16 protein-coding genes are annotated in these 18,744 nt (G+C 66.9%); 10 read left to right on the forward strand and 6 right to left on the reverse strand.

Annotated features, from left to right (window positions below; genetic code table 11):
* The first annotated feature begins 60 nt into the window (after positions 1-60).
* The gene (locus GGR13_RS14330) at positions 61-501 is read left to right on the forward strand and encodes an acyl-CoA thioesterase (protein ID WP_183214269.1); all 441 of its coding nucleotides are present in this window, start codon (positions 61-63) and stop codon (positions 499-501) included.
* Here the strand turns inward: GGR13_RS14330 and GGR13_RS14335 are convergent.
* Complete coding sequence (locus GGR13_RS14335) at positions 498-683, reverse strand: hypothetical protein (protein ID WP_183214270.1); 186 nt, start codon at positions 681-683, stop codon at positions 498-500. The genes GGR13_RS14330 and GGR13_RS14335 overlap by 4 nt on opposite strands.
* 132 nt (positions 684-815) lie before the next feature.
* Between GGR13_RS14335 and GGR13_RS14340 the strand changes: the two genes are divergently transcribed.
* Positions 816-1,589, forward strand: a complete 774-nt coding sequence (locus tag GGR13_RS14340) for a YebC/PmpR family DNA-binding transcriptional regulator (protein ID WP_183214271.1) — start codon at positions 816-818, stop codon at positions 1,587-1,589.
* A gap of 234 nt (positions 1,590-1,823) precedes the next feature.
* Positions 1,824-5,006: a DUF4214 domain-containing protein gene (locus GGR13_RS14345; RefSeq protein ID WP_183214272.1), complete on the forward strand. Its 3,183-nt coding sequence runs from the start codon at positions 1,824-1,826 to the stop codon at positions 5,004-5,006.
* 98 nt (positions 5,007-5,104) lie between these two features.
* Here GGR13_RS14345 and GGR13_RS14350 read toward each other — a convergent pair whose 3' ends face one another.
* On the reverse strand, positions 5,105-6,451 hold the full coding sequence (locus GGR13_RS14350) for an RsmB/NOP family class I SAM-dependent RNA methyltransferase (protein ID WP_183214273.1): 1,347 nt from the start codon (positions 6,449-6,451) through the stop codon (positions 5,105-5,107).
* Positions 6,452-6,522: 71 nt separating this feature from the next.
* Positions 6,523-8,472 carry a potassium transporter Kup gene (locus GGR13_RS14355; protein WP_183214274.1) on the reverse strand — a complete coding sequence of 650 codons (1,950 nt, stop codon included), beginning with the start codon at positions 8,470-8,472 and terminating at the stop codon, positions 6,523-6,525.
* A 190-nt stretch (positions 8,473-8,662) separates the two neighbouring features.
* On the opposite strand from GGR13_RS14355, the gene GGR13_RS14360 reads away from it, so the two are divergent.
* On the forward strand, positions 8,663-9,157 hold the full coding sequence (locus tag GGR13_RS14360) for an Rrf2 family transcriptional regulator (RefSeq protein WP_183214275.1): 495 nt from the start codon (positions 8,663-8,665) through the stop codon (positions 9,155-9,157).
* On the forward strand, positions 9,154-9,951 hold the full coding sequence (locus GGR13_RS14365; RefSeq protein WP_183214276.1) for an SDR family NAD(P)-dependent oxidoreductase: 798 nt from the start codon (positions 9,154-9,156) through the stop codon (positions 9,949-9,951). The genes GGR13_RS14360 and GGR13_RS14365 overlap by 4 nt, the downstream gene beginning before the upstream one ends.
* A 9-nt stretch (positions 9,952-9,960) precedes the next feature.
* Here GGR13_RS14365 and GGR13_RS14370 read toward each other — a convergent pair whose 3' ends face one another.
* Positions 9,961-10,659: a MarC family protein gene (locus GGR13_RS14370; protein WP_183214277.1), complete on the reverse strand. Its 699-nt coding sequence runs from the start codon at positions 10,657-10,659 to the stop codon at positions 9,961-9,963.
* Between the two features lie 96 nt (positions 10,660-10,755).
* On the opposite strand from GGR13_RS14370, the gene pyrF reads away from it, so the two are divergent.
* Positions 10,756-11,472 carry an orotidine-5'-phosphate decarboxylase gene (gene pyrF / locus GGR13_RS14375; RefSeq protein WP_246347910.1) on the forward strand — a complete coding sequence of 239 codons (717 nt, stop codon included), beginning with the start codon at positions 10,756-10,758 and terminating at the stop codon, positions 11,470-11,472.
* A 22-nt stretch (positions 11,473-11,494) separates the two neighbouring features.
* Here the strand turns inward: pyrF and GGR13_RS14380 are convergent, their stop codons facing one another.
* The gene (locus GGR13_RS14380; protein ID WP_183214279.1) at positions 11,495-12,784 is read right to left on the reverse strand and encodes a hypothetical protein; all 1,290 of its coding nucleotides are present in this window, start codon (positions 12,782-12,784) and stop codon (positions 11,495-11,497) included.
* Positions 12,785-13,061: 277 nt separating this feature from the next.
* Between GGR13_RS14380 and trxA the strand changes: the two genes are divergently transcribed.
* Genes trxA through GGR13_RS14395 form a run of 3 tightly spaced genes read left to right on the forward strand, consistent with a single transcriptional unit; the run spans position 13,062 to position 14,834 of the window.
* Positions 13,062-13,958, forward strand: coding sequence for a thioredoxin (trxA, locus tag GGR13_RS14385; protein WP_183214280.1), 897 nt, complete (start codon positions 13,062-13,064; stop codon positions 13,956-13,958).
* A gap of 14 nt (positions 13,959-13,972) precedes the next feature.
* Positions 13,973-14,629, forward strand: a complete 657-nt coding sequence (locus GGR13_RS14390) for an LON peptidase substrate-binding domain-containing protein (protein ID WP_183214281.1) — start codon at positions 13,973-13,975, stop codon at positions 14,627-14,629.
* A 10-nt stretch (positions 14,630-14,639) separates the two neighbouring features.
* A complete protein-coding gene (locus GGR13_RS14395) occupies positions 14,640-14,834 on the forward strand; it encodes a Trm112 family protein (RefSeq protein ID WP_183214282.1) in 195 nt (64 codons plus the stop codon).
* Here GGR13_RS14395 and GGR13_RS14400 read toward each other — a convergent pair.
* Positions 14,831-16,084, reverse strand: a complete 1,254-nt coding sequence (locus GGR13_RS14400; protein WP_183214283.1) for a UbiH/UbiF/VisC/COQ6 family ubiquinone biosynthesis hydroxylase — start codon at positions 16,082-16,084, stop codon at positions 14,831-14,833. The genes GGR13_RS14395 and GGR13_RS14400 overlap by 4 nt on opposite strands.
* A gap of 142 nt (positions 16,085-16,226) precedes the next feature.
* Between GGR13_RS14400 and GGR13_RS14405 the strand changes: the two genes are divergently transcribed.
* Complete coding sequence (locus GGR13_RS14405) at positions 16,227-18,647, forward strand: FtsK/SpoIIIE family DNA translocase (protein WP_183214284.1); 2,421 nt, start codon at positions 16,227-16,229, stop codon at positions 18,645-18,647.
* Positions 18,648-18,744: the final 97 nt, after the last annotated feature.

Here is an 18,744-nt window from a genome sequence, read left to right on the forward strand (position 1 = left end):
GGTAGGCGCTTGACGCCGCGTCGGCCAAGCGAAACCCTGATTGTCTGGATGGAGGCCTGAATGGCGAGGGATGCGGACCGGACCCGGCGCGCGGATTACCGGCATTTCGAGCGGATCGAGACGCGCTGGATGGACAACGACGTCTACGGCCATGTGAACAATGTCGTCTATTATTCGTGGTTCGACACGGCCGTGAACCGGATGCTGATCCACGAGGGCCTGCTGGACATCACGGATAGTGCAACGATCGGGGTGGTGGTCGAGACAGGGTGCCGGTATTTCGCCTCGACGGCCTTTCCGGATGTCATCGCCGCCGGGGTACGGGTCGCGCATCTGGGGACGTCCAGCGTCCGCTACGAGATCGGCCTCTTCCGGAACGACGAGGACGAGGCCGCAGCCCAGGGCCATTTCGTCCATGTCCAGGTCGATCGCATCACCCGGAGGCCTGTGCCCACGGGCGATGCGATACGCAGGTTTCTGGAAACCCTGCGGGCGGCCTAGTCGTCCATATAACCGAGCAGGGCGAGGGCCCCGACGGCGGTCAGCACGCCCAGGGCAAACGCCCCGATGATCGAACCGGTGGCGACGGCCGTCGAGACGGCGATCGGTCGGGCCTCGTACCATTCGACAATGTCGGCTTCGTCCAGATCGTCGTCGTCATAGGCGGTGTCTTCGGCGGTCATGATCGGCTCCTGATCGGTGTCTTGGTTCAATCCTTGGCATGGCCACCTGTTCCGCGCCATCGCCTGGCCGTGACAGGGGCATTTCGATCGGTTAGACGCGGCTCTCTTTTTGCGAGCAGATCCGAACACTCCATGGCTGGCCATTCCAAATTCAAGAACATCATGCACCGCAAGGGGCGCGCCGACGCCCAGCGTTCGAAACTGTTCTCGAAACTGTCGCGCGACATCACGGTCGCGGCCAAGTCGGGCATGGCCGACCCGGCCCTGAACCCGCGCCTGCGGCTGGCCATCAACAACGCCAAGGCCGAAAGCCTGCCCAAGGATGTGATCACCCGCGCCATCAACAAGGCTGCAGGCGGTGACGTCGATACGATGGAAGAGGTCCGCTACGAGGGGCGGGGTCCCGGTGGCGTCGGCATCATCGTCGAGGCCCTGACCGATAACCGCAACCGCGCGGCCTCCAACATCGGCACGGCCTTCAAGAAGAATGGCGGGGCCCTGGGCGAGATGAATTCGGTCGCCTTCATGTGGGACCGGGTCGGCATGATCCGCTATCCCGCAGAAGCCGGGTCCGAGGATGCCGTCATGGAAGCCGCCATCGAGGCCGGAGCACAGGACGTCGAGAGCGATCTGGTCAAGCCGGACATCTATGAGGACGCACCCGGCCACACGATCTGGACCGCCTTCGAGGATCTGAACGAGGTGGCGGAGGCCCTGTCCAAGATCCTGGGCGACGCCCGGTCCACCGGCATCGTCTGGAAGCCGCAGTCCGAGGTGCCGGTGACCGGCGAGGCTGTCGGGACCCTGATGAAGCTGCTGGACGCGCTGGATGCCGAGGATGACGTGCAGAACGTCTATTCCAACGAGGATATCTCCGACGAGGACATGGCGGCCTTCGGCGGCTAATCAACGATTGAGGGAATGTCATCCTCAAACCGCGATGTTTCAGCGCACGCCCTGATTGCCGAAGATGGCAGTGCTTAGTGACTAGAAGATTGTCAACATTGAACTATTCTCTAGGGGATAGCTTAAGATGTCAGCAACGCTCTTTTATCGAGAAATTGATATAACAGCGGTTGCCGTTTCCAGATCTCTCGCTACGGTGGTCAAGGGGCCTAAGAGCGAAGGAGAGGGACGATCATGCCTGCTAGCCGGTATCTGGACAGTTCTGGTACACAGTCCGAGTTCGGTTTTGCTCATTTTGCGGGGTTGGGCGGCGCTCTTTCGGGCTTCAACGGTCTTGATCCCAACCCGCAGTATTTCGCCAGCACGGAGGATCGGGGCGGGCTGAGGCCGAATGGCCGGGTCTCGCTGGGGACCAGCGAAGCCGGCGCCCATCTCACCCGGGGCAATCTGCACTGGGACGGCGCGGGAGCCGTTGGTCAGGCGGTCACCGTTACCTTTGCCTTCCGCAGCACCGCACCGGACTCGATTCCGAATGGCTACGGCGGCTTCTCCCGCTTCACGGATGCCCAGATTGCCGCGACCCTGCTGGCGCTGTCCGCCTGGTCGGATGTGGCCAACATCACCTTCCAGCGCGTCAGCGGCGCGGCTGGCGAAGAGGCCTACACGAACAATGCCTCCATGCTGTTCGGCAATTTCTCGAACGTGCCTCAGGAAGTCTATGCCTTTGGTGCCTCGCCGGGGAGCCGTGACAGTGCGTCAGGCGCGGGTGATGTCTGGACCAACAGTGCCCGGGGCGTCATGGCCAATCCCGTCGTGCTCGAAAATGGCCAGCGGTACCTCACCTTTGCGATCGGTCAGGCGCTCGGACTGCAAAGAGCGGAGACAGCCTATTTCGAGGACAGCCAGCAATATTCGGTGATGAGTGCGTTCACCGAGGGCGCAACCGGCGGCATCTATGGCGCGCGCTACAGCGCAGCGCCCATGCTGGACGACATCGCGGCGATCCAGCGGCTGTACGGCGCGAACATGACGACCCGGACCGGAGATACCGTCTACGGGTTCAATTCCACCGCCAGCCAGCCCTGGTTCTCGGCCCGCAGCAGCACCAGTCCCCTGATCTTTGCCGTCTGGGATGCCGGGGGCGTCGATACGCTCGATTTCTCGGGCTATGCCGTCGAGCAGACCATCGACCTGCGCCAGACCAGCTTCTCGAGCGTGGGCGGGCTGACCGGGAATGTCGCGATCGCCCTGGGGGCTGCGATCGAGAACGCCGTCGGCGGGTCCGGAAACGACCGGATCACCGGCAACTCCGGCGACAATGTCCTGACCGGCAATGCGGGACAGGACACAATCGATGGCGGCCTTGGGACCGATACGGCCGTGTTCCGGTTCCCGCGGTCGGAATACACCATCACGGTCGAGGGACAGATGGTGCTGGTCTCCCATCCGACCGAGGGCACAGACGCGCTGAGGAACATCGAGTTCCTGCGCTTTTCGGATCAGACAATCCCGACGGTGACGCTGGGCGGGCTGATGGTTACCGGCGATATCCTCAACAATCTGATGGATGGAACGGGTTTCGACGACACGCTGTCGGGCCTTGGGGGCAACGACACCCTCACCGGCCTGGGGGGGAATGACAGCCTGAACGGCGGATCCGGCAATGACACGATCGCAGGCGGGAATGGCGATGACATCGTCACCGGCGGGCTGGGCAATGACACGCTCGATGGCGGTACGGGATCCGACGTTGCCGACTATTCCGGGGCGAGCGGCAGCGTTCAGGTCAGCCTGGTGACCGGTCTCGCGACGGGCGCAGAGGGTAGCGACACCCTGACCGGGTTCGAGCACATCCGCGGCGGAGCGTTCAATGACGTGCTGATCGGAGACGACCAGGCGAACAGGATCGAGGGCAATGGAGGTGTCGATATCCTGAGGGGCGGCGGCGGAAACGACATCCTGATTACCGCTGCGCCCACGACCAATCCGCTTGGCGCGACCCTGGATGGTGGCGATGGCAATGACAGCCTGCGAGGTGGCGCCGGGATCGACACCCTGATCGGGGGTGCCGGGTCCGATCTGATCGATGGGGATTTCGGTGTCGACGCGGCCCTCTACAGCGGGGTTCGGCGCCAGTACGGCGTGTCGGCCGCCAGTGGGCCGGTCACGCCCTTCGTGACCCGGTCTACCGTCAGCGGGGGCCCCGAGGGCGGTACGGACACGCTCGTTGACGTCGAGCAGTGCCGCTTTGTCGACGGCGTGATGAGTTTCGACGTCAACGGCATCCCGGCCCAGGTGATGCGGTTGTACGACACCATCCTGGACCGCCAGCCGGACCAGGCCGGTCTGGATGTCCAGGTCCGGGCTCTCGCCAGCGGTTCGACCACCCTGCTGGCCCTGGCCAGCGCGTTCACGGCCTCGCCGGAGTTCGTGGACCGCTACGGCACCCTGTCAAACGAGCAGTTCGTGGGCCAGCTTTATCGCTTTGCACTGGATCGCGACGCGACCGCAGCGGAGATCACCTTCCAGGCGGCGGCCCTGAACACGGGCACCAGCCGGGCCCAGCTTCTGGTCAATTTCTCCGAAAGCGGCGAACACCGGGTTCAGACCCAGTCCGTCCTGAACGCCGGCCTCTGGGTGCCCGACGAAAAGGCCCTGCAGATCGCGCGACTCTATGATGCGACGTTCGACCGGCTGCCGGATGCCGCTGGACTGGCCGGTCAGCTCGCGGCCCTGAACGCCGGGACATCGCTGCTGACCCTGGCCGCGAATTTTGCCGCCTCGCCGGAATTCCAGGCGCGTTACGGTGCCCTGTCCAACCAGGCCTTCGTCGAACAGCTCTACCGGTTCTGCCTCGACCGCGAAGGCGATGCGGCGGGGATCGCTGTCCAGGTCAATGCGCTGAACACCGGAACCAGCCGCGCAGCCCTGCTGCTGGCCTTCTCCGAAAGCCCCGAGCATGTGGCCTTGACGGCACCCCTCTGGTCCGGCGGGATCCGCACGATCGATGCTGCCTTCTCAGGCGCTGTCGAGGAGAGCGCTGGTCAGAAGGCGCTCGATGGACAGCCGCTGGTTCTGGTGGCGGAGGATGACACGGGTATCGACGGCACCCCGTTCGAGGGGAAGACGGGGATGGATCCGGACCCGCAGGTCCAGCCCGGACCTGCGGGCGAAGATCCGGCCGATGTCGTGATCGCCTTCAAGATCGACGATGACGCCTTTGTCCTGCCGGCACAGGACGCGCTGGAGCCGCTCGTCCTGCCGGACGTCGAGGGCGGGCTGCCGATGCCGTTCGGCGGTTTTGCCAGTCCTACGGACGACTGGATGGTGACCCTTCCGGTGAACAACGATGGTGCCCTGTCGGACCCGTTTCCATGGCACCGCACCGCCGGCGAGGACGGCTGGATGCTGCACTAGGGTCGGCCCTGCGTCCTGCCTCTGTCCTTCCGCAAAGAGGGCCAGAGGCGAGGCGGTACGGTCGCGGCGTCCCTGAAGGCCTTTCTGGACGTCTGTCTCTAGCCGACCCGATCAAGCCGGGCAGCGAAGAAGCCGTCGACCCCGCCCTTGTCGGCCCACATCGAGGGCAGAATGCGGAGCCACCCCTCCGGCGTCAGGGCTTCCGACGGTGCGCCCACAGCCCCGGGATCGGCCGGGGCTGTGCGGAAGGCGGGGTTGCGGCGCAGGAAGGCGATGATCTGGGTCTCGCCTTCCTCGCGCTCCAGGGAACAGACGCAATAGACAAGCCGCCCACCGGGAGCGACGCGCTCGGCTGCGGCATCCAGCAGGCGATGCTGGACGTCCGCCAGCTTGCCGACCTCGGCCGGCTTGGTGGTGCGCAGGACTTCTGGATTCCGACGGAAGGTGCCGGTGGCCGTGCAGGGGGCGTCCAGCAGCACGGCGTCGAAGGTACGGCTGTCCAGCCACTCCTCGGCCGGCATGACGGCGATCTCGGCAGCCAGGCCGGTGCGTCCGAGGTTCTGGCGCAACCGGTTCAGCCGGGCATCGGAACGGTCGAGAGCGGCGACCGAGGCTCCCGAAGCAGCGATCTGAAGCGTCTTGCCGCCGGGTGCGGCGCACATATCCAGCGCTGTCTCGCCGGCCTGCGGAGCCAGCAGGCGCACCGGCACGGCGGCGGCGGCGTCCTGGACCCACCAGATGCCGTCCTCATAGCCAGGCCAGGTGGCGACGTCGCCGCGCATGCCGGTACGGACCGTCCCGCCCGGCAGGACCTCGCCCTCGACGAGGGCGGCCAGGGCCTCAGGGTCTTCTCCCGGCTTCAGGCTGAGGTCGGTGGCCGGTTCCTCTGTGGCCGCCTGTGCGAGGCCCTGCAGGGCCGCATCGCCATAGGTCTGTTTCCAGCGGGCAGCGATCCAGTCGGGCAGATTGCCGACGGCGTCGGTGGGGCCGGGACCCTCGCGCTCGATCCCGCGCAGCACGGCATTGACGAGGGCCTTGTAGGGCCGCGTCTTGACCTCGCGTTCGGCCAGCTTCACCGCGGTCGAGACGGCTGCGAACGCCGGGGTGCCGAGCACCAGGGTCTGGGCCAGCGAGACCCGCATGATGGTCCGGATGGCTTCGGGCGGGCGCTTCTGCAGGCGGCGGTCCAGGATCTGGTCGATCTCGCCGAGACGACGCAACGCAGCCATGGCCACCGCGCGGGCAAAGGCCCGGTCCGGTCCGGGCAGAGCCGTCACGGCCGGCAGGGCCAGGGCCTCGTCGAGGCCGCCGCGCCGGATCAGCGCGGCATTCAGCAGGACGCCGGCGGCCACGCGGGCTTCCACACCGATGTCGGCAGTCTCGTCGTGGACCCGCTCTTCCTGCGGCTTGGGTTCACGGCGCGGACCGCGCGCCTTGTCGGCCATGCGCCGACCCCGGGCATCGGAGCTCTTGCCGCCTCCACCGCCACCGGGGCCGCCGGCCCGGCCACCGGGCTTCAAACCGCCACCTGGGTGCCGAGTTCGACCACGCGGCCGGGGGGAATGTGGAAAAAGTCGGTGGGGTTGGCGGCGTTTCGCATCAGGAAGATATACAGCTTGTCCTGCCACAGGGGCATACCCCGCGCCGCCGACGGCACGACCGAGCGGCGACCCAGGAAGAAGCTGGTCGACATGATGTCGAACTTCAGCCCCTGTTTGCGGCACAGGCCGAGCGCGCGCGGGATCACCGGACTTTCCATGAAGCCATAGTGGAGGGTGATCTTCTTGAAGTCGTCATTGATGACTTCCATCAGGATCCGGTCGCTGTCGGGCACCCGCGGACGGTCGGTCGTGCGGACCGTCAGGATGATGTTCTTCTCGTGCAGCACCTTGTTGTGCTTGAGATTGTGCATCAGGGCGACGGGGGCGACGTCGGGATCGCTGGTCAGGAAGACGGCGGTGCCGGGCGCGCGATGCGGGGGGCGGGCCCTCAGCATCTCGATCAGGTCCGTCAGCGGCAGGCTGTCCTTCTTGGCCTTGGTCGTCAGGATCTGCGAGCCCCGGGTCCAGGTCCACATGATCAGAACCAGCCCGGCCCCGAGGACCAGAGGCATCCAGGCTCCATCCGGGATCTTGAGCAGGTTGGAGGTCAGGAACACGATGTCGATGAAGCCGAACGGGATCAGGGTCGCCAGCGCCGCCCAAAGGGGCCACTTCCACTTCTTGGTGATGACGAAATACGCCATCATCGTATTCACCAGCATGGTGCCGGTCACCGCCACGCCATAGGCAGCCGTGAGGTTGGACGAGCTCTGGAAGACCACCAGCAGCACGAGGACACCGATCAGCAGCAGGGTATTCACGGCCGGGACGAAGATCTGGCCTGCCTGGGTTTCGGAGGTGAATTTGATGTCGATGCGTGGCAGGAGCCCGAGCTGGACAGCCTGCTGCGTGACCGAGAAGGCTCCGGTGATGACGGCCTGCGAAGCGATGACCGTCGCCGCGGTGGCCAGTCCCAGCATCGGCCAGTAGGCAACTTCTGGCACCATTTCCCAGAACGGATTGGCCGCGGTCGAGGGGTCGGACAGGATCAGGGCTCCCTGGCCCAGATAGTTCAGCGTCAGGCAGGGCAGGACGAAGGTCAGCCAGCCCATGCGGATCGGAGCCTTCCCGAAATGCCCCATGTCGGCATACAGGGCCTCCGCGCCGGTGACGGCGAGGAACACGCTCCCCAGAATGATGAAGCCGAGAAACCCGTCGTTGATCAGCAGGAGGACGCCGTAGTGGGGTGACAGGGCCCGCAGCACGCTGATGTCGTCGAAGATGTGATAGACGCCCAGCCCGCCCAGGCACAGGAACCAGACGGCCGTGATCGGGCCGAAGAATTTGGCGAGACCCGCCGTGCCCTTGGACTGGACAAGAAACAGGGCGATCAGGATGCCGGCGCAGATCGGCACGATGAACGAATCCAGTGCGCCACCGATACCGGGGGCATCCTTGACGCCTTCGACGGCCGACAGGACGGAAATCGCCGGGGTGATGATGCCGTCGCCATAGAAGAGCGCCGCACCGCAGACGCCCAGGATGAAGATCCAGGCACTGCGGCGGCCGACGGCATTCTGGGCCAGAGCCATGAGCGCCAGGGTCCCGCCCTCGCCCTTGTTGTCCGCACGCATCAGGAAGAAGACGTATTTGAACGTCACGACGATCATCAGCGCCCAGAAGGCCAGGGATACGACGCCGATGACGGCCAGATCGCCACCCACGCCGTCGCGCGCATGGTCGATCGCCTCGCGCAGCGCATAGAGCGGGCTGGTGCCGATGTCGCCGAAGACCACGCCGATGGCGCCAATCGTCAAACCCCAGAATCCGGCCTTCTTCGCCGCATGTGCGACGGGGCCGGGAGACGGGGCAGTAGCGGACGCGGCGAGGGGAGCGCTGTCGTCCTGGGGTGTGTCCCCGGCCATGAATATCCTCCGGGCATCGCGTCGGCGGCCCATCAAAGCGGCGTGGCCTTAGGCTCATTCCGCTTCCGGTTCAATCGCGCACACCCAAAACGAATTCAATGGTCGTGCAGACGGCCCCCGTTCACCTTGCACCCGCTATTTGTGAATCCGGGCGCGAGCGCCTACCTTGAAGTCCGGACCCGAACCAAAAATGTCAGACAGCCAACGCTTTCCCGTCGCCGCCCATGCCCTGGCCTATCTGGCCCACAAGGGTGCCTTTGCCGCTGCCCAGGCCGTACCGAGTGCGATCCTGGCCGCGTCGGTGCCGACGAACCCCGTGGTGATCCGTCGCGTGACAGCCCTGCTGGCCAAGGCCGGGCTGATCGCCACCCGCCCCGGCGCGTCGGGCGGGGCCTGGTTGCTCGCGAAACCCGAGGATATCCAGCTGGATGTGGTCCTGCGTGCAGTCAATGGCTGTGCGCATCTGGGCTCGCCGCCAGCCGGAGCCAAAGGCTGTCCCGTTGGCCAGCATATCCCGCGCCAGGTGGCCAAGGCCCTGACGGCGGCTGACAATGCTGCTTCGGCCGCCCTGTCGAAGATCAGCATCGCCGACCTGCTGGCTGGTCAGCCGGACTCTCTGGCGGGACTTGAGCCGCACCCGATGTGCACCGAGGTCATTCGTCGCGCGAGCGCCGTGGCCGCTTGAGCCGTCGAACGGTCCTGATCACGGGGGCCTCCGCCGGAATCGGCGCGGCGATGGCGCGGGTCTATGCGGCCGAGGGCTGGGACCTGATCCTGACGGCCCGGCGCGAGGCGGCGCTGGATGCCCTTGCCGACGAGACGCGGAGGATCGGAGCCAACGTCACTGTCCTGACCGCAGACCTTGCCGAACCAGGCGCTCCGGAAGCGCTGGTGGCCCAGATCACGGCGCGGGGACTGACCGTCGACGGGCTGGTCAACAATGCCGGATTCAGCCTGACGACGGGGTTTCTGGCCACGAAGCCCGAACAGCACGCAGGCTCGATCCGGGTCATGCTGACCGCGCCCGTCGAACTGAGCCGGCTGCTGCTGCCGGGCATGGTCGGGAGGCGGTTCGGACGGATCCTCAATGTCGCCTCGATCGCGGGCCTTATGCCGGCAACCGGGGGCGATACGCTGTACGGACCGATCAAGAGCTTCCTGATCAAGGCCTCACAGGGGCTTCGCCTGGAAATGCAGGGCACGGGGGTCCACGTCACGGCCCTGTGTCCCGGCTACACTTTCACCGAATTCCATGACATCAACGGCTCGCGTGCGGACGTCACATCCGCCTACCCCGCCTGGATGTGGATGACGGCCGAGGCGGTGGCGCGCGCGGGTTACGACGCGGTCGAGGCCAACCGGCCGCGCGTCATTCCCGGCTGGCGAAACCGGTTGCTGTCGATCATCCCGAAGCTGCTGCCCAATGGTGTGGCGCTGAGCATCATTGCAGGGCACGCGCGGCGGCTGAAGCGCCTCTAGCCTATCCGCCTAGTGACCGCTGTCAGGGTAGGGGGACGTCACGGCCCCGGCGAACATCCCGGGAATGGCTTCGCCGAGTCCCGCAAGGATGAACTGGATCGCCAGCGCACAGAGGATAAGCCCCAGGACCCGCACGATGATGGCCATGCCGACATCGCCCAGAAGCCGGCTGATGGGGCCGGTCAGGGCGAAACAGGCGAAGGTGGCGGCCCCGGCGGCGGCAATGGCCACCAGGCCCGCGACGGTGCCTTCATAGCCGATCTTGCTCGCCTCTCCGGCCTGGATGATGATGGTCGAGATGGCTCCCGGCCCGATCAGCAGCGGCATGGCGAAGGGCACGATCAGACGTTTGAAGCGGCGGCTGGCATAGCCGCGAACGTCCTTGGCGTCATTGGCCGCATCGGCATCGGCGAACATGGTCAGGAAGTCCTCGCGGGTCATGTCCAGGCCCAGCAGCAGCAGCAGGATGCCGCCCGCGATCCGGAAGGCGGCCAGCGAGATGCCGAAGAACTGCAGCAGCCCCAGCCCCGTGAAGAAGAAGAAGGCCAGGAAGGCCACGATGAACAGGCAGATCAGGGCCGAGACCGAAATCCGCTGGCGCGCACTGGCTCCGGCGGTGGCGGCGGCAAAGATCGGGATGTTGCCGATCGGATCGACCAGGGCGAACAGCGCCACGAAGAGGTTGACCCCCAGATCGACGGCGTCCATGCCAGCCCCCTCAGCCTGAAATCCCTACCGGCCCGACGCCGACGTGTTCGCGTCCCGCTCTAGCCGGTTCGCCGGAGCCCGTCGATGACCTCACCGCTGCTGAATGACCCGCGACTGATCGTGGGGCTGGACCTGCCCTCGATCGAGGCCGCGAAGGCGATGGTCGACCGCATCGGCGAGGGGGTCAGTTTCTACAAGATCGGGCTGACGCTGCTGGCGCGGCCGGGCGGGGTCGAACTTGCCCATGAACTGCGCGCACGCGGGAAGGCCGTGTTCCAGGACTGGAAGCTCCACGACATCGGCGCCCAGGTGGAAGGGGCTGCCCGGGCGGTTGCCGAGGGGGGCTGTGACCTGCTGACGGTGCATGCCGAGCCCCAGGTCATGTCAGGCGCGGTGCGCGGGCGCGACGCAGCGGGGACGGACACGAAAATTCTGGGCGTCACCGTCCTGACCAGCCTGTCGGAGGCGGATCTGGCGGCCATCGGCTATGGCGCGACGGCGGCGGATCTGGTCGCGCAGCGGGTCCGGCAGGCGCTGGATTGCGGCATCGACGGCGTGGTCTCGAGCCCGCTGGAAGCCGCGCGGGTGCGGGCCATCGCCCTTGCGGCCGGTCGACCCGACTTCCTGATCGTGACCCCGGGCGTACGACCGGTCGGAAGCGAAAAGGGCGACCAGCAGCGTGTTGCCACGCCGCAGGCCGCCCTTCAGGCCGGAGCGACCCACCTGGTGGTGGCTCGCCCCGTGATCGGAGATCCCGACCCCGTCATGGCCGCCGGCCGGATCGCGGGCGAGATGAGCGAGGTCCGGTCGTAACAGACCGCGACCGGGACAGGCGCTAGCCGCGTTCCCCGTGGGCGTCCCGCTCATAGGGACGCTCGGTCGACGGGCGCGGGTGATGCGGGCGGGCCTGCGGCGCGGGCGGCGGCGGCGGCGGGGGTGTCGCCTCGTCGATGCCGTAGAACTCGTTCGGCGTCGCGGGAGCCCGGTATTCTTCCTGGTGCACATTCGGTGCGGCCACATGAACTTCTGCCTGGCTCACCTCGACCTCGGCCGGGGCGACATGGACCTGTGACGGCCGGACGTGGACCTCGGGAGCGCGGACGTGGACGTCCGACGGGCGAACGTGGACGTCGGACGGCCGCACGCGGATGCGGGCCGGATCGACATAGACCGGGGGTGCCTCGACATAGACCGGCGGGCTATCGACATAGACCGGCGGCGCGTCGACATAGACGGGCGGGCTGTCGATGTAGACCGGAGCCTGGGAGACGCGCACGGGCGCGCCGCGCACCACGATCGGCTGTGGGCGGGGCTGTGGACGGGCAGCCTCATAGTGGATGTTGGCAGCCGGGCCATAGGCATGGACCGGAGCGGCTTCATGACCCTGTTCGTAGAAGCGCTGCTCGCTGTAGCCGTAACGACCCCCACGGTCGTGATGCTCTTCGTAGCGCTCCTCGATCACCGGGGCGCTGTACTGGACGTGACGCTCCACGCGGCGCTCGACGACCGGAGCCTCATGTTCGATGTAGCGTTCCTCATAGCGTTCTTCGCGGATCGGAGCCTCGTAGCGCTCCTCATAGCGCGCTTCCGAGCGGCGGCTGCCGTGATAGTCGCGACCGAACCCACGGACCTCATAGCCGAAGGGGGCGCTGACCGGAGCGCGGTTCCAGCCGATGGCCGTGACGCCGCCGCCCGCATACTGGACCGGGACGCCGACTGCATAGGCCGAACCATAGTCGCCGGCATAGGTGTTGATGCCGTTGCCATAGTAGCCGCCGACGCCGCGGTAGCTGGTTCCGCCGCCACCGTACCGGCCGACGGCGCTGGCCGTGCTGAACGATCTGGCCGATCCGTAGGCGCTGGCCGAGGACGAGGCATAGGCATGGGACGAGGCGTTGACGTGATTGCTGACGTTCACATTGACGTTGCGGCCATAGTTTCCACCGCCACCCGGGTGTCCGCCGCCGCCGCCACAACCACCGCCGCAGCCCTGGTATCCGCCACCGGGATGTCCGCCGCCGCCACGGTTGCCACCGTGCTCGCCAGCCGTTGCCGTTCCGGCGACGGCCAGAGCCGCGCCGAGCGTCAGAATCAGAACCTGTTTCACAGTCATTTCTCCAGCCATGGCAGACCGATAGCGCCATCCGGAAAGGTTTTGTTAAGGTTGCAACCCGCTGGGGAAAACCAAAGACCCCGATCTGGGGCTTCCGAACCGGCGCTGGGCGGGCGGCTGAGGCACGGATGTTGTTCTGCAAGGACCCGGATGGTTAACCCGGGGAGCAAGGCGACGCGACACGCTCGCCTGACAGCCGAATGTTGAAGGGTGCGTGACTTGTCCCCTTGCCCGTCCGCGACCATCTGATCCATTCCTCGACGAGGATTTGCGTTACAGGGACCCAACCATGACCTTTGCCGACCCGACCACCGCACCGAACGACCTGATCAAGGACGGTTCGGACGCCAGTTTCATGATCGACGTGGTCGAGGCGTCGCGGTCGGTTCCTGTGCTGGTCGATTTCTGGGCGACCTGGTGCGGGCCTTGCCGTCAGCTGACCCCGGCCCTCGAGAAGGCGGTGCGGGCGCAGGGCGGCAAGATCAAGCTGGTCAAGATTGATGTCGACAAGAACCCGGCCTATGCGCAGCAGCTTCAGGTCCAGTCGATCCCGACGGTCTATGCTTTCGTCGATGGCCGCCCCGTCGACCGGTTCATGGGCGCCCTGCCCGACAGCCAGCTGAATGCCTTCATCGACAAGCTGACCGGTGGCGAGGGCGTCAATGCGGACGTCGTTCAGCTGCTGTCGCTGGGCGAGGAATCCCTGTCTCTGGACGACCTTGGCGGCGCGGCCCAGGCCTTTGCCCAGATCCTGCAGATGGAGCCCGACAACCAGAAGGCCATCGCCGGCATGGCGCGGGTCTATCTGGCCGACGGCGACGCCGAACAGGCTGCCCAGACCATCGCCATGGCCCCTGCGGATTCAACCGAGCCTGCGGTGCAGTCTGTCCGGGCCCAGCTGGCGCTGGCCGCCACAGCGCCCGCGGGCGGGACGACGGAACTTGAGGCTCAGGTTGCCGCCAATCCGGGCGACCATCGGGCCCGCTATGACCTGTCGCTGGCCCAGGCCGCGTCGGGGGACCTGAAAGGGGCCGTCACCTCCCTTCTGACCATCGTCCAGGCCGATCGGGAGTGGAACGAGCAGGCTGCGCGCAAACAGCTCCTTGTCGTCTTCGAAGCGGCCGGGGCCACCAGCGACGTGGCGAAGGATGGGCGCCGTCGCCTGTCCTCGATCCTGTTCGCCTGATAGGAACAACAGCTATGGCGCAAGGGTATGTAAAGGCAGCGGACCTGCCCCAGGTGATCCCGGTGTTCCCCCTTTCGGGGACTATCCTGCTGCCCCGCGGGCAGTTGCCGCTCAACATCTTCGAGCCGCGCTATCTGAACATGATCGACGATGCGATGGCCGGGGACAGGATTCTGGGCCTGATCCAGTCGCCGGGCGGTCCGCGCCAGCTGCCCAGCCTGGCAGCCGTCGGCTGTGCCGGGCGGATCACCAGTTTCGCCGAGACATCGGACGGCCGATACCTGATCACCCTGACGGGCGTCTGCCGGTTCCGGGTCACGGCGGAAATGCCGTCACAGACCCCCTATCGTCAGGTCCGCGCGGCCTTCGCCAGTTTCGAGAGCGACCTGATCGCCCCGACCGGGGTCGACTTCGATCGCGAGACCTTCCTCGACGCCCTGCGGGCGTATCTGGAGCGCCGGCAACTCGAGATCGACTGGGACACGGCCGAGGCCGCGCCCCAGGAGGCGCTGGTCAACAGCCTGTCGATGGCCCTGCCGTTCGAAGGTCCGGAGAAACAGGCGCTGCTGGAAGCCGTGACGCTTGAAAACCGGTCAGCCGTCCTGACGGCCCTGATGCGGATCGATGCCGCCGAGACGGGCGACGGCGACACGCCGACGGCGATGCAGTAAGCGGATCACCATGACCGACAGCTTCAATACCCCCTCGACAGTCGACCCTCGCCTGCTGGAAGTGCTGGTCTGTCCCGTGACACGTGGACGGCTGGACTATGACCGGGCGGCCAATGAACTGGTCTCAAAGAGCGCAAAACTGGCCTATCCGATCCGTGACGGCGTGCCGATCATGCTGCCGGACGAGGCGCGGGTCCTCGACTAGACCGGCTCGCCCCGCAAAAGACGCGGCAGGTCGCCGGTCGCGCCGCCGGCCTCCTGCATGAAGGCCCGACGCAGGGGCCCGACGCGATTGACCACGGCCATGCCCAGATCGCGCGCCAGCCGAACCGGTGCATGGTCGGTCGAGAACAGCCGCACGAACCCGTCGAAACCGGCCGCCAGGGCCGCATTGTCGAACCGCCGCCAGCGCGCATAGCGGTCGAGCACCAGCTCCGAGCCGATATCCTCGCCCAGCCGGACGGCGTCGGCCAAAACTTCGGCAAGGGCTGCTGCGTCCTTCAGGCCCATGTTCAGCCCCTGTCCCGCGACCGGGTGGACCCCGTGGGCGGCATCGCCGATCAGGGCGATGCGCTGAGCCGTCAGTCGGGTCGCCAGCTTCAGCCCCAGCGGATAGACGAACCGGGGCCCCTCGACCGTCGCCCCGTCCAGGAAGTCCCCGAACCGGCGCATCAGGTGCGACTGGAAAGCCTCGTCCGACGCCTTGCCCAGGGCGTCGGCAGCGCGGGTGGTCTCGGTCCAGACCAGGCTGGCCCGCCGATCGGTCAGGGGCAGGATGGCGAACGGGCCACGCGGCAGGAAATACTCGTGGGCAACCCCGCCATGGTCCCGGCCGAGACGCACGGTAGCAACGACGCCTGACTGGCCGTAGTCCCAGCCCACGGTATCGATGCCGGCGGCATCCCGCACCGTCGACCCGCGTCCCTCGGCCCCGATGACGAGGGGGGCCGTCAGGATGGCACCATCGGCCAGGGTCACGGACGCAGCGGCAGTGTCTGCCGTGACCGTGACCACGGCGGCCGGGGCCCGGACCTCGATCCCGGCGGCCGTCACGGCCTGGGCGAGGGCAGCACGGATGTGGCGGTTCTCGACCATGTAGCCGAGTGGCTCTCCACCGTTCCGGTCGCCGATCTCGGCAGCATCGAACCGGAGATAGGCCGGCGAGGCGGGCTTGGACGCGGCCCCCGGGCGGCGGCCATCGGTAACGAGGATATGGTCCATGCGGCAGGCATGGGCCCGCAGACCCTCGCCAACACCGAGAGCATCCAGCATCCGGAACGTCGAGAAGGCCACCGCCGTCGAACGCCCGTCGAAGGTCGGAGCCAGCTGTTCGGAAAAAGGCTGGGGATCGATCAGCACCGCCTTCAGCCCGGCCTGGGCGGCCGCGAGCGCGAAGGTCGCACCGGCCATGCCGGCACCGGCGATGATCACGTCATGGGTCATGGGGGTCGTCATGCCGGACTTGTCGCGCCACGGTGCCTCGCCGTCCAGTGGCAAGGGGGTCGCACGGGCAGGAAGCGGGATTGGGTAAATGCCCCCTTAACCCTGTCCGGGCAAAAAGAGGGACCAAACGCCTGCCGTCCGGAGTTGTGCCTCTATGTCTGCCGTCCTCGTCATCGGCCAGCGCGCCTGGCTGAGCGCCCGGGTGATCTGGGACGCGCCCTTCATGGTGCGGTTCCGCGGCGTGCTGCAGGCCCTGCTGGCGACTCTGCTCGTTGTGGCCCTGATGTCCTGGAACCCGGCGGATCCCAGCCTGAACGCGGCATCCGGGCAGGCGGCGACCAACTGGCTGGGGGCCAACGGCGCCCTGTTCGCCGACATCTTCATGCAGTCGCTGGGTCTGGCGGCCTGGCCTGCAACCTTGATCATCGTCGCCTTCGGTCTGGCCACCGCGATCGGCGAGGCCATCCAGCAGCGGCTGAAGCCCACGCCGCTGAAGGCCCTGTCGGCGTTTGCCGGGGTGCTGCTGGTGTCCGCGGCCCTGTCGGCCCTGGCCCCTCCGGCGGCCTGGCCACTGGCGACCGGTCTGGGCGGACTATGGGGCGATGCGGTCACGGGATCGGCTGTCGCAGGCCTGACCGCCCTCCGGATCCCTGGCGGGGCCATAATCTGCGGCCTGCTGTTTGCCGGTCTGGGCCTGTGGGGCTGCGGCTATGCCATCGGCCTGAGGATTTCCGATTTCGGCGAGGCCCTGAGCTGGAGCCGCGGTCTGCGCAAGGCAGCACCTGCAGCCAGACCGCCCGCGGGCCGCGCCAGTCCCGCCAAAGCGCCCCGGGTTGCACGGCGCGCAGCGGCGCTGGAGCTTCCCGAAGACGATCTGCCCGTCGTGCCCCCGGTCGCGGACATTCCGCCATGGGACGAGACCCCGGAGGCGCTTCTCTCAGAGCCGCCGTCCGCATCCCCGGTCCCGCCCATCGCCGCGAACGAGCCGCGCGTCGCCCCGGTCAAGGCCCCGAAAACCTCGAAGCGGGCCCTCGAGGACGAACAGCCGGCCTTCGAATTCGTCCGCCCGGCCGGAGCCTTCGACCTGCCACCGCTCGGCATCCTGTCCAAGCCGACGGCCCGGGTGGGTGGCGTCGACGAACAGGCGCTGAAACAGAATGCCAAGATGCTGGAAGGCGTGCTGGCCGAGTTCGGGGTAAAGGGATCGATCGACCAGATCCGCCCGGGCCCGGTCGTCACCCTGTACGAACTGGTCCCGGCCGCCGGCGTGAAGCACGGGCGCGTTGTCGCCCTGTCGGACGACATCGCCCGTTCGATGTCGGCCCGCGCCTGCCGCATCAGTGTGGTGCAGGGTCGCAATGCCATCGGTATCGAACTGCCCAATGCCAAGCGCGAGACCGTCTATCTGCGCGACCTGCTGGCCTCCGGTGAATATGACAAGCCGTCCAACCTGCTGCCACTGGCGCTGGGAGAGACGATCGGCGGCGAGCCCTATGTCGCCGACCTGGCCCGGATGCCCCACCTGCTGATCGCGGGCACAACCGGCTCGGGCAAGTCGGTCGGGGTCAATGCCATGATCCTGTCGATCCTGTACCGTCATTCGCCGGCCGAGTGCCGCTTCATCATGATCGACCCCAAGATGCTGGAGCTGTCGGTCTATGACGGCATCCCGCACCTGCTGGCCCCCGTGGTCACAGATCCGAAGAAGGCCGTCGTGGCCCTGAAATGGACGGTCCGGGAGATGGAGGACCGCTATCGCCGCATGTCCAAGCTGGGGGTGCGCAATGTCGCCAGCTACAACGAGCGGGCGCGCGAGGCCCAGGCCAAGGGCGAGCATTTCGAGCGCACGGTCCAGACCGGCTTCGACGACCAGGGTCGCCCGGTCTATGAGTCCGAAAAGATCCGGCCCGAGCCTCTGCCCTATCTGGTCGTGGTGATGGACGAGATGGCCGACCTGATGCTGGTCGCGGGCAAGGACGTCGAAGGCGCCGTCCAGCGCCTGGCCCAGATGGCGCGGGCTGCGGGCATTCACCTGATCATGGCGACGCAGCGGCCCTCGGTCGATGTCATCACCGGCACCATCAAGGCCAATTTCCCGACCCGGATTTCCTTCCAGGTCACCTCCAAGATCGATAGCCGGACCATCCTGGGCGAACAGGGCGGCGAGCAACTGCTGGGCCAAGGCGATATGCTCTATATGGCCGGCGGCGGACGGATCACGCGCCTGCACGGTCCGTTCGTGACCGATGCCGAGGTCGAGGACGTCTGCAAACATCTGCGGGCCCAGGCCGAGCCCGACTATCTGGACCTGATCACCGACGACCCGGATGGCGATGGCGACGGAGTCATGGACGAAGGCGGCGGGGGCGGCGGATCGGGCGACGACCTGTACGACCGGGCCGTGGCCGTGGTCACCCGCGACCGCAAGGCCTCGACCTCCTATGTCCAGCGGCGGCTGCAGATCGGCTACAACCGCGCCGCCTCGCTGATCGAGCGGATGGAGCAGGAAGGCGTGGTCAGCCAGGCCAACCATGCCGGCAAGCGCGACATCCTGGCGGCTCCGCCACCGATGTAAAGGCACGTCCGGGGAACCGGAAAGCTGAACATGGCTTCATCCCGTCGCCGGAATATGGTCAGGCTGGGGTCATAGGACCGACAAGCCGCAGGGCCAG

Source organism: Brevundimonas variabilis, assembly GCF_014199945.1.
Lineage (GTDB): Bacteria > Pseudomonadota > Alphaproteobacteria > Caulobacterales > Caulobacteraceae > Brevundimonas > Brevundimonas variabilis.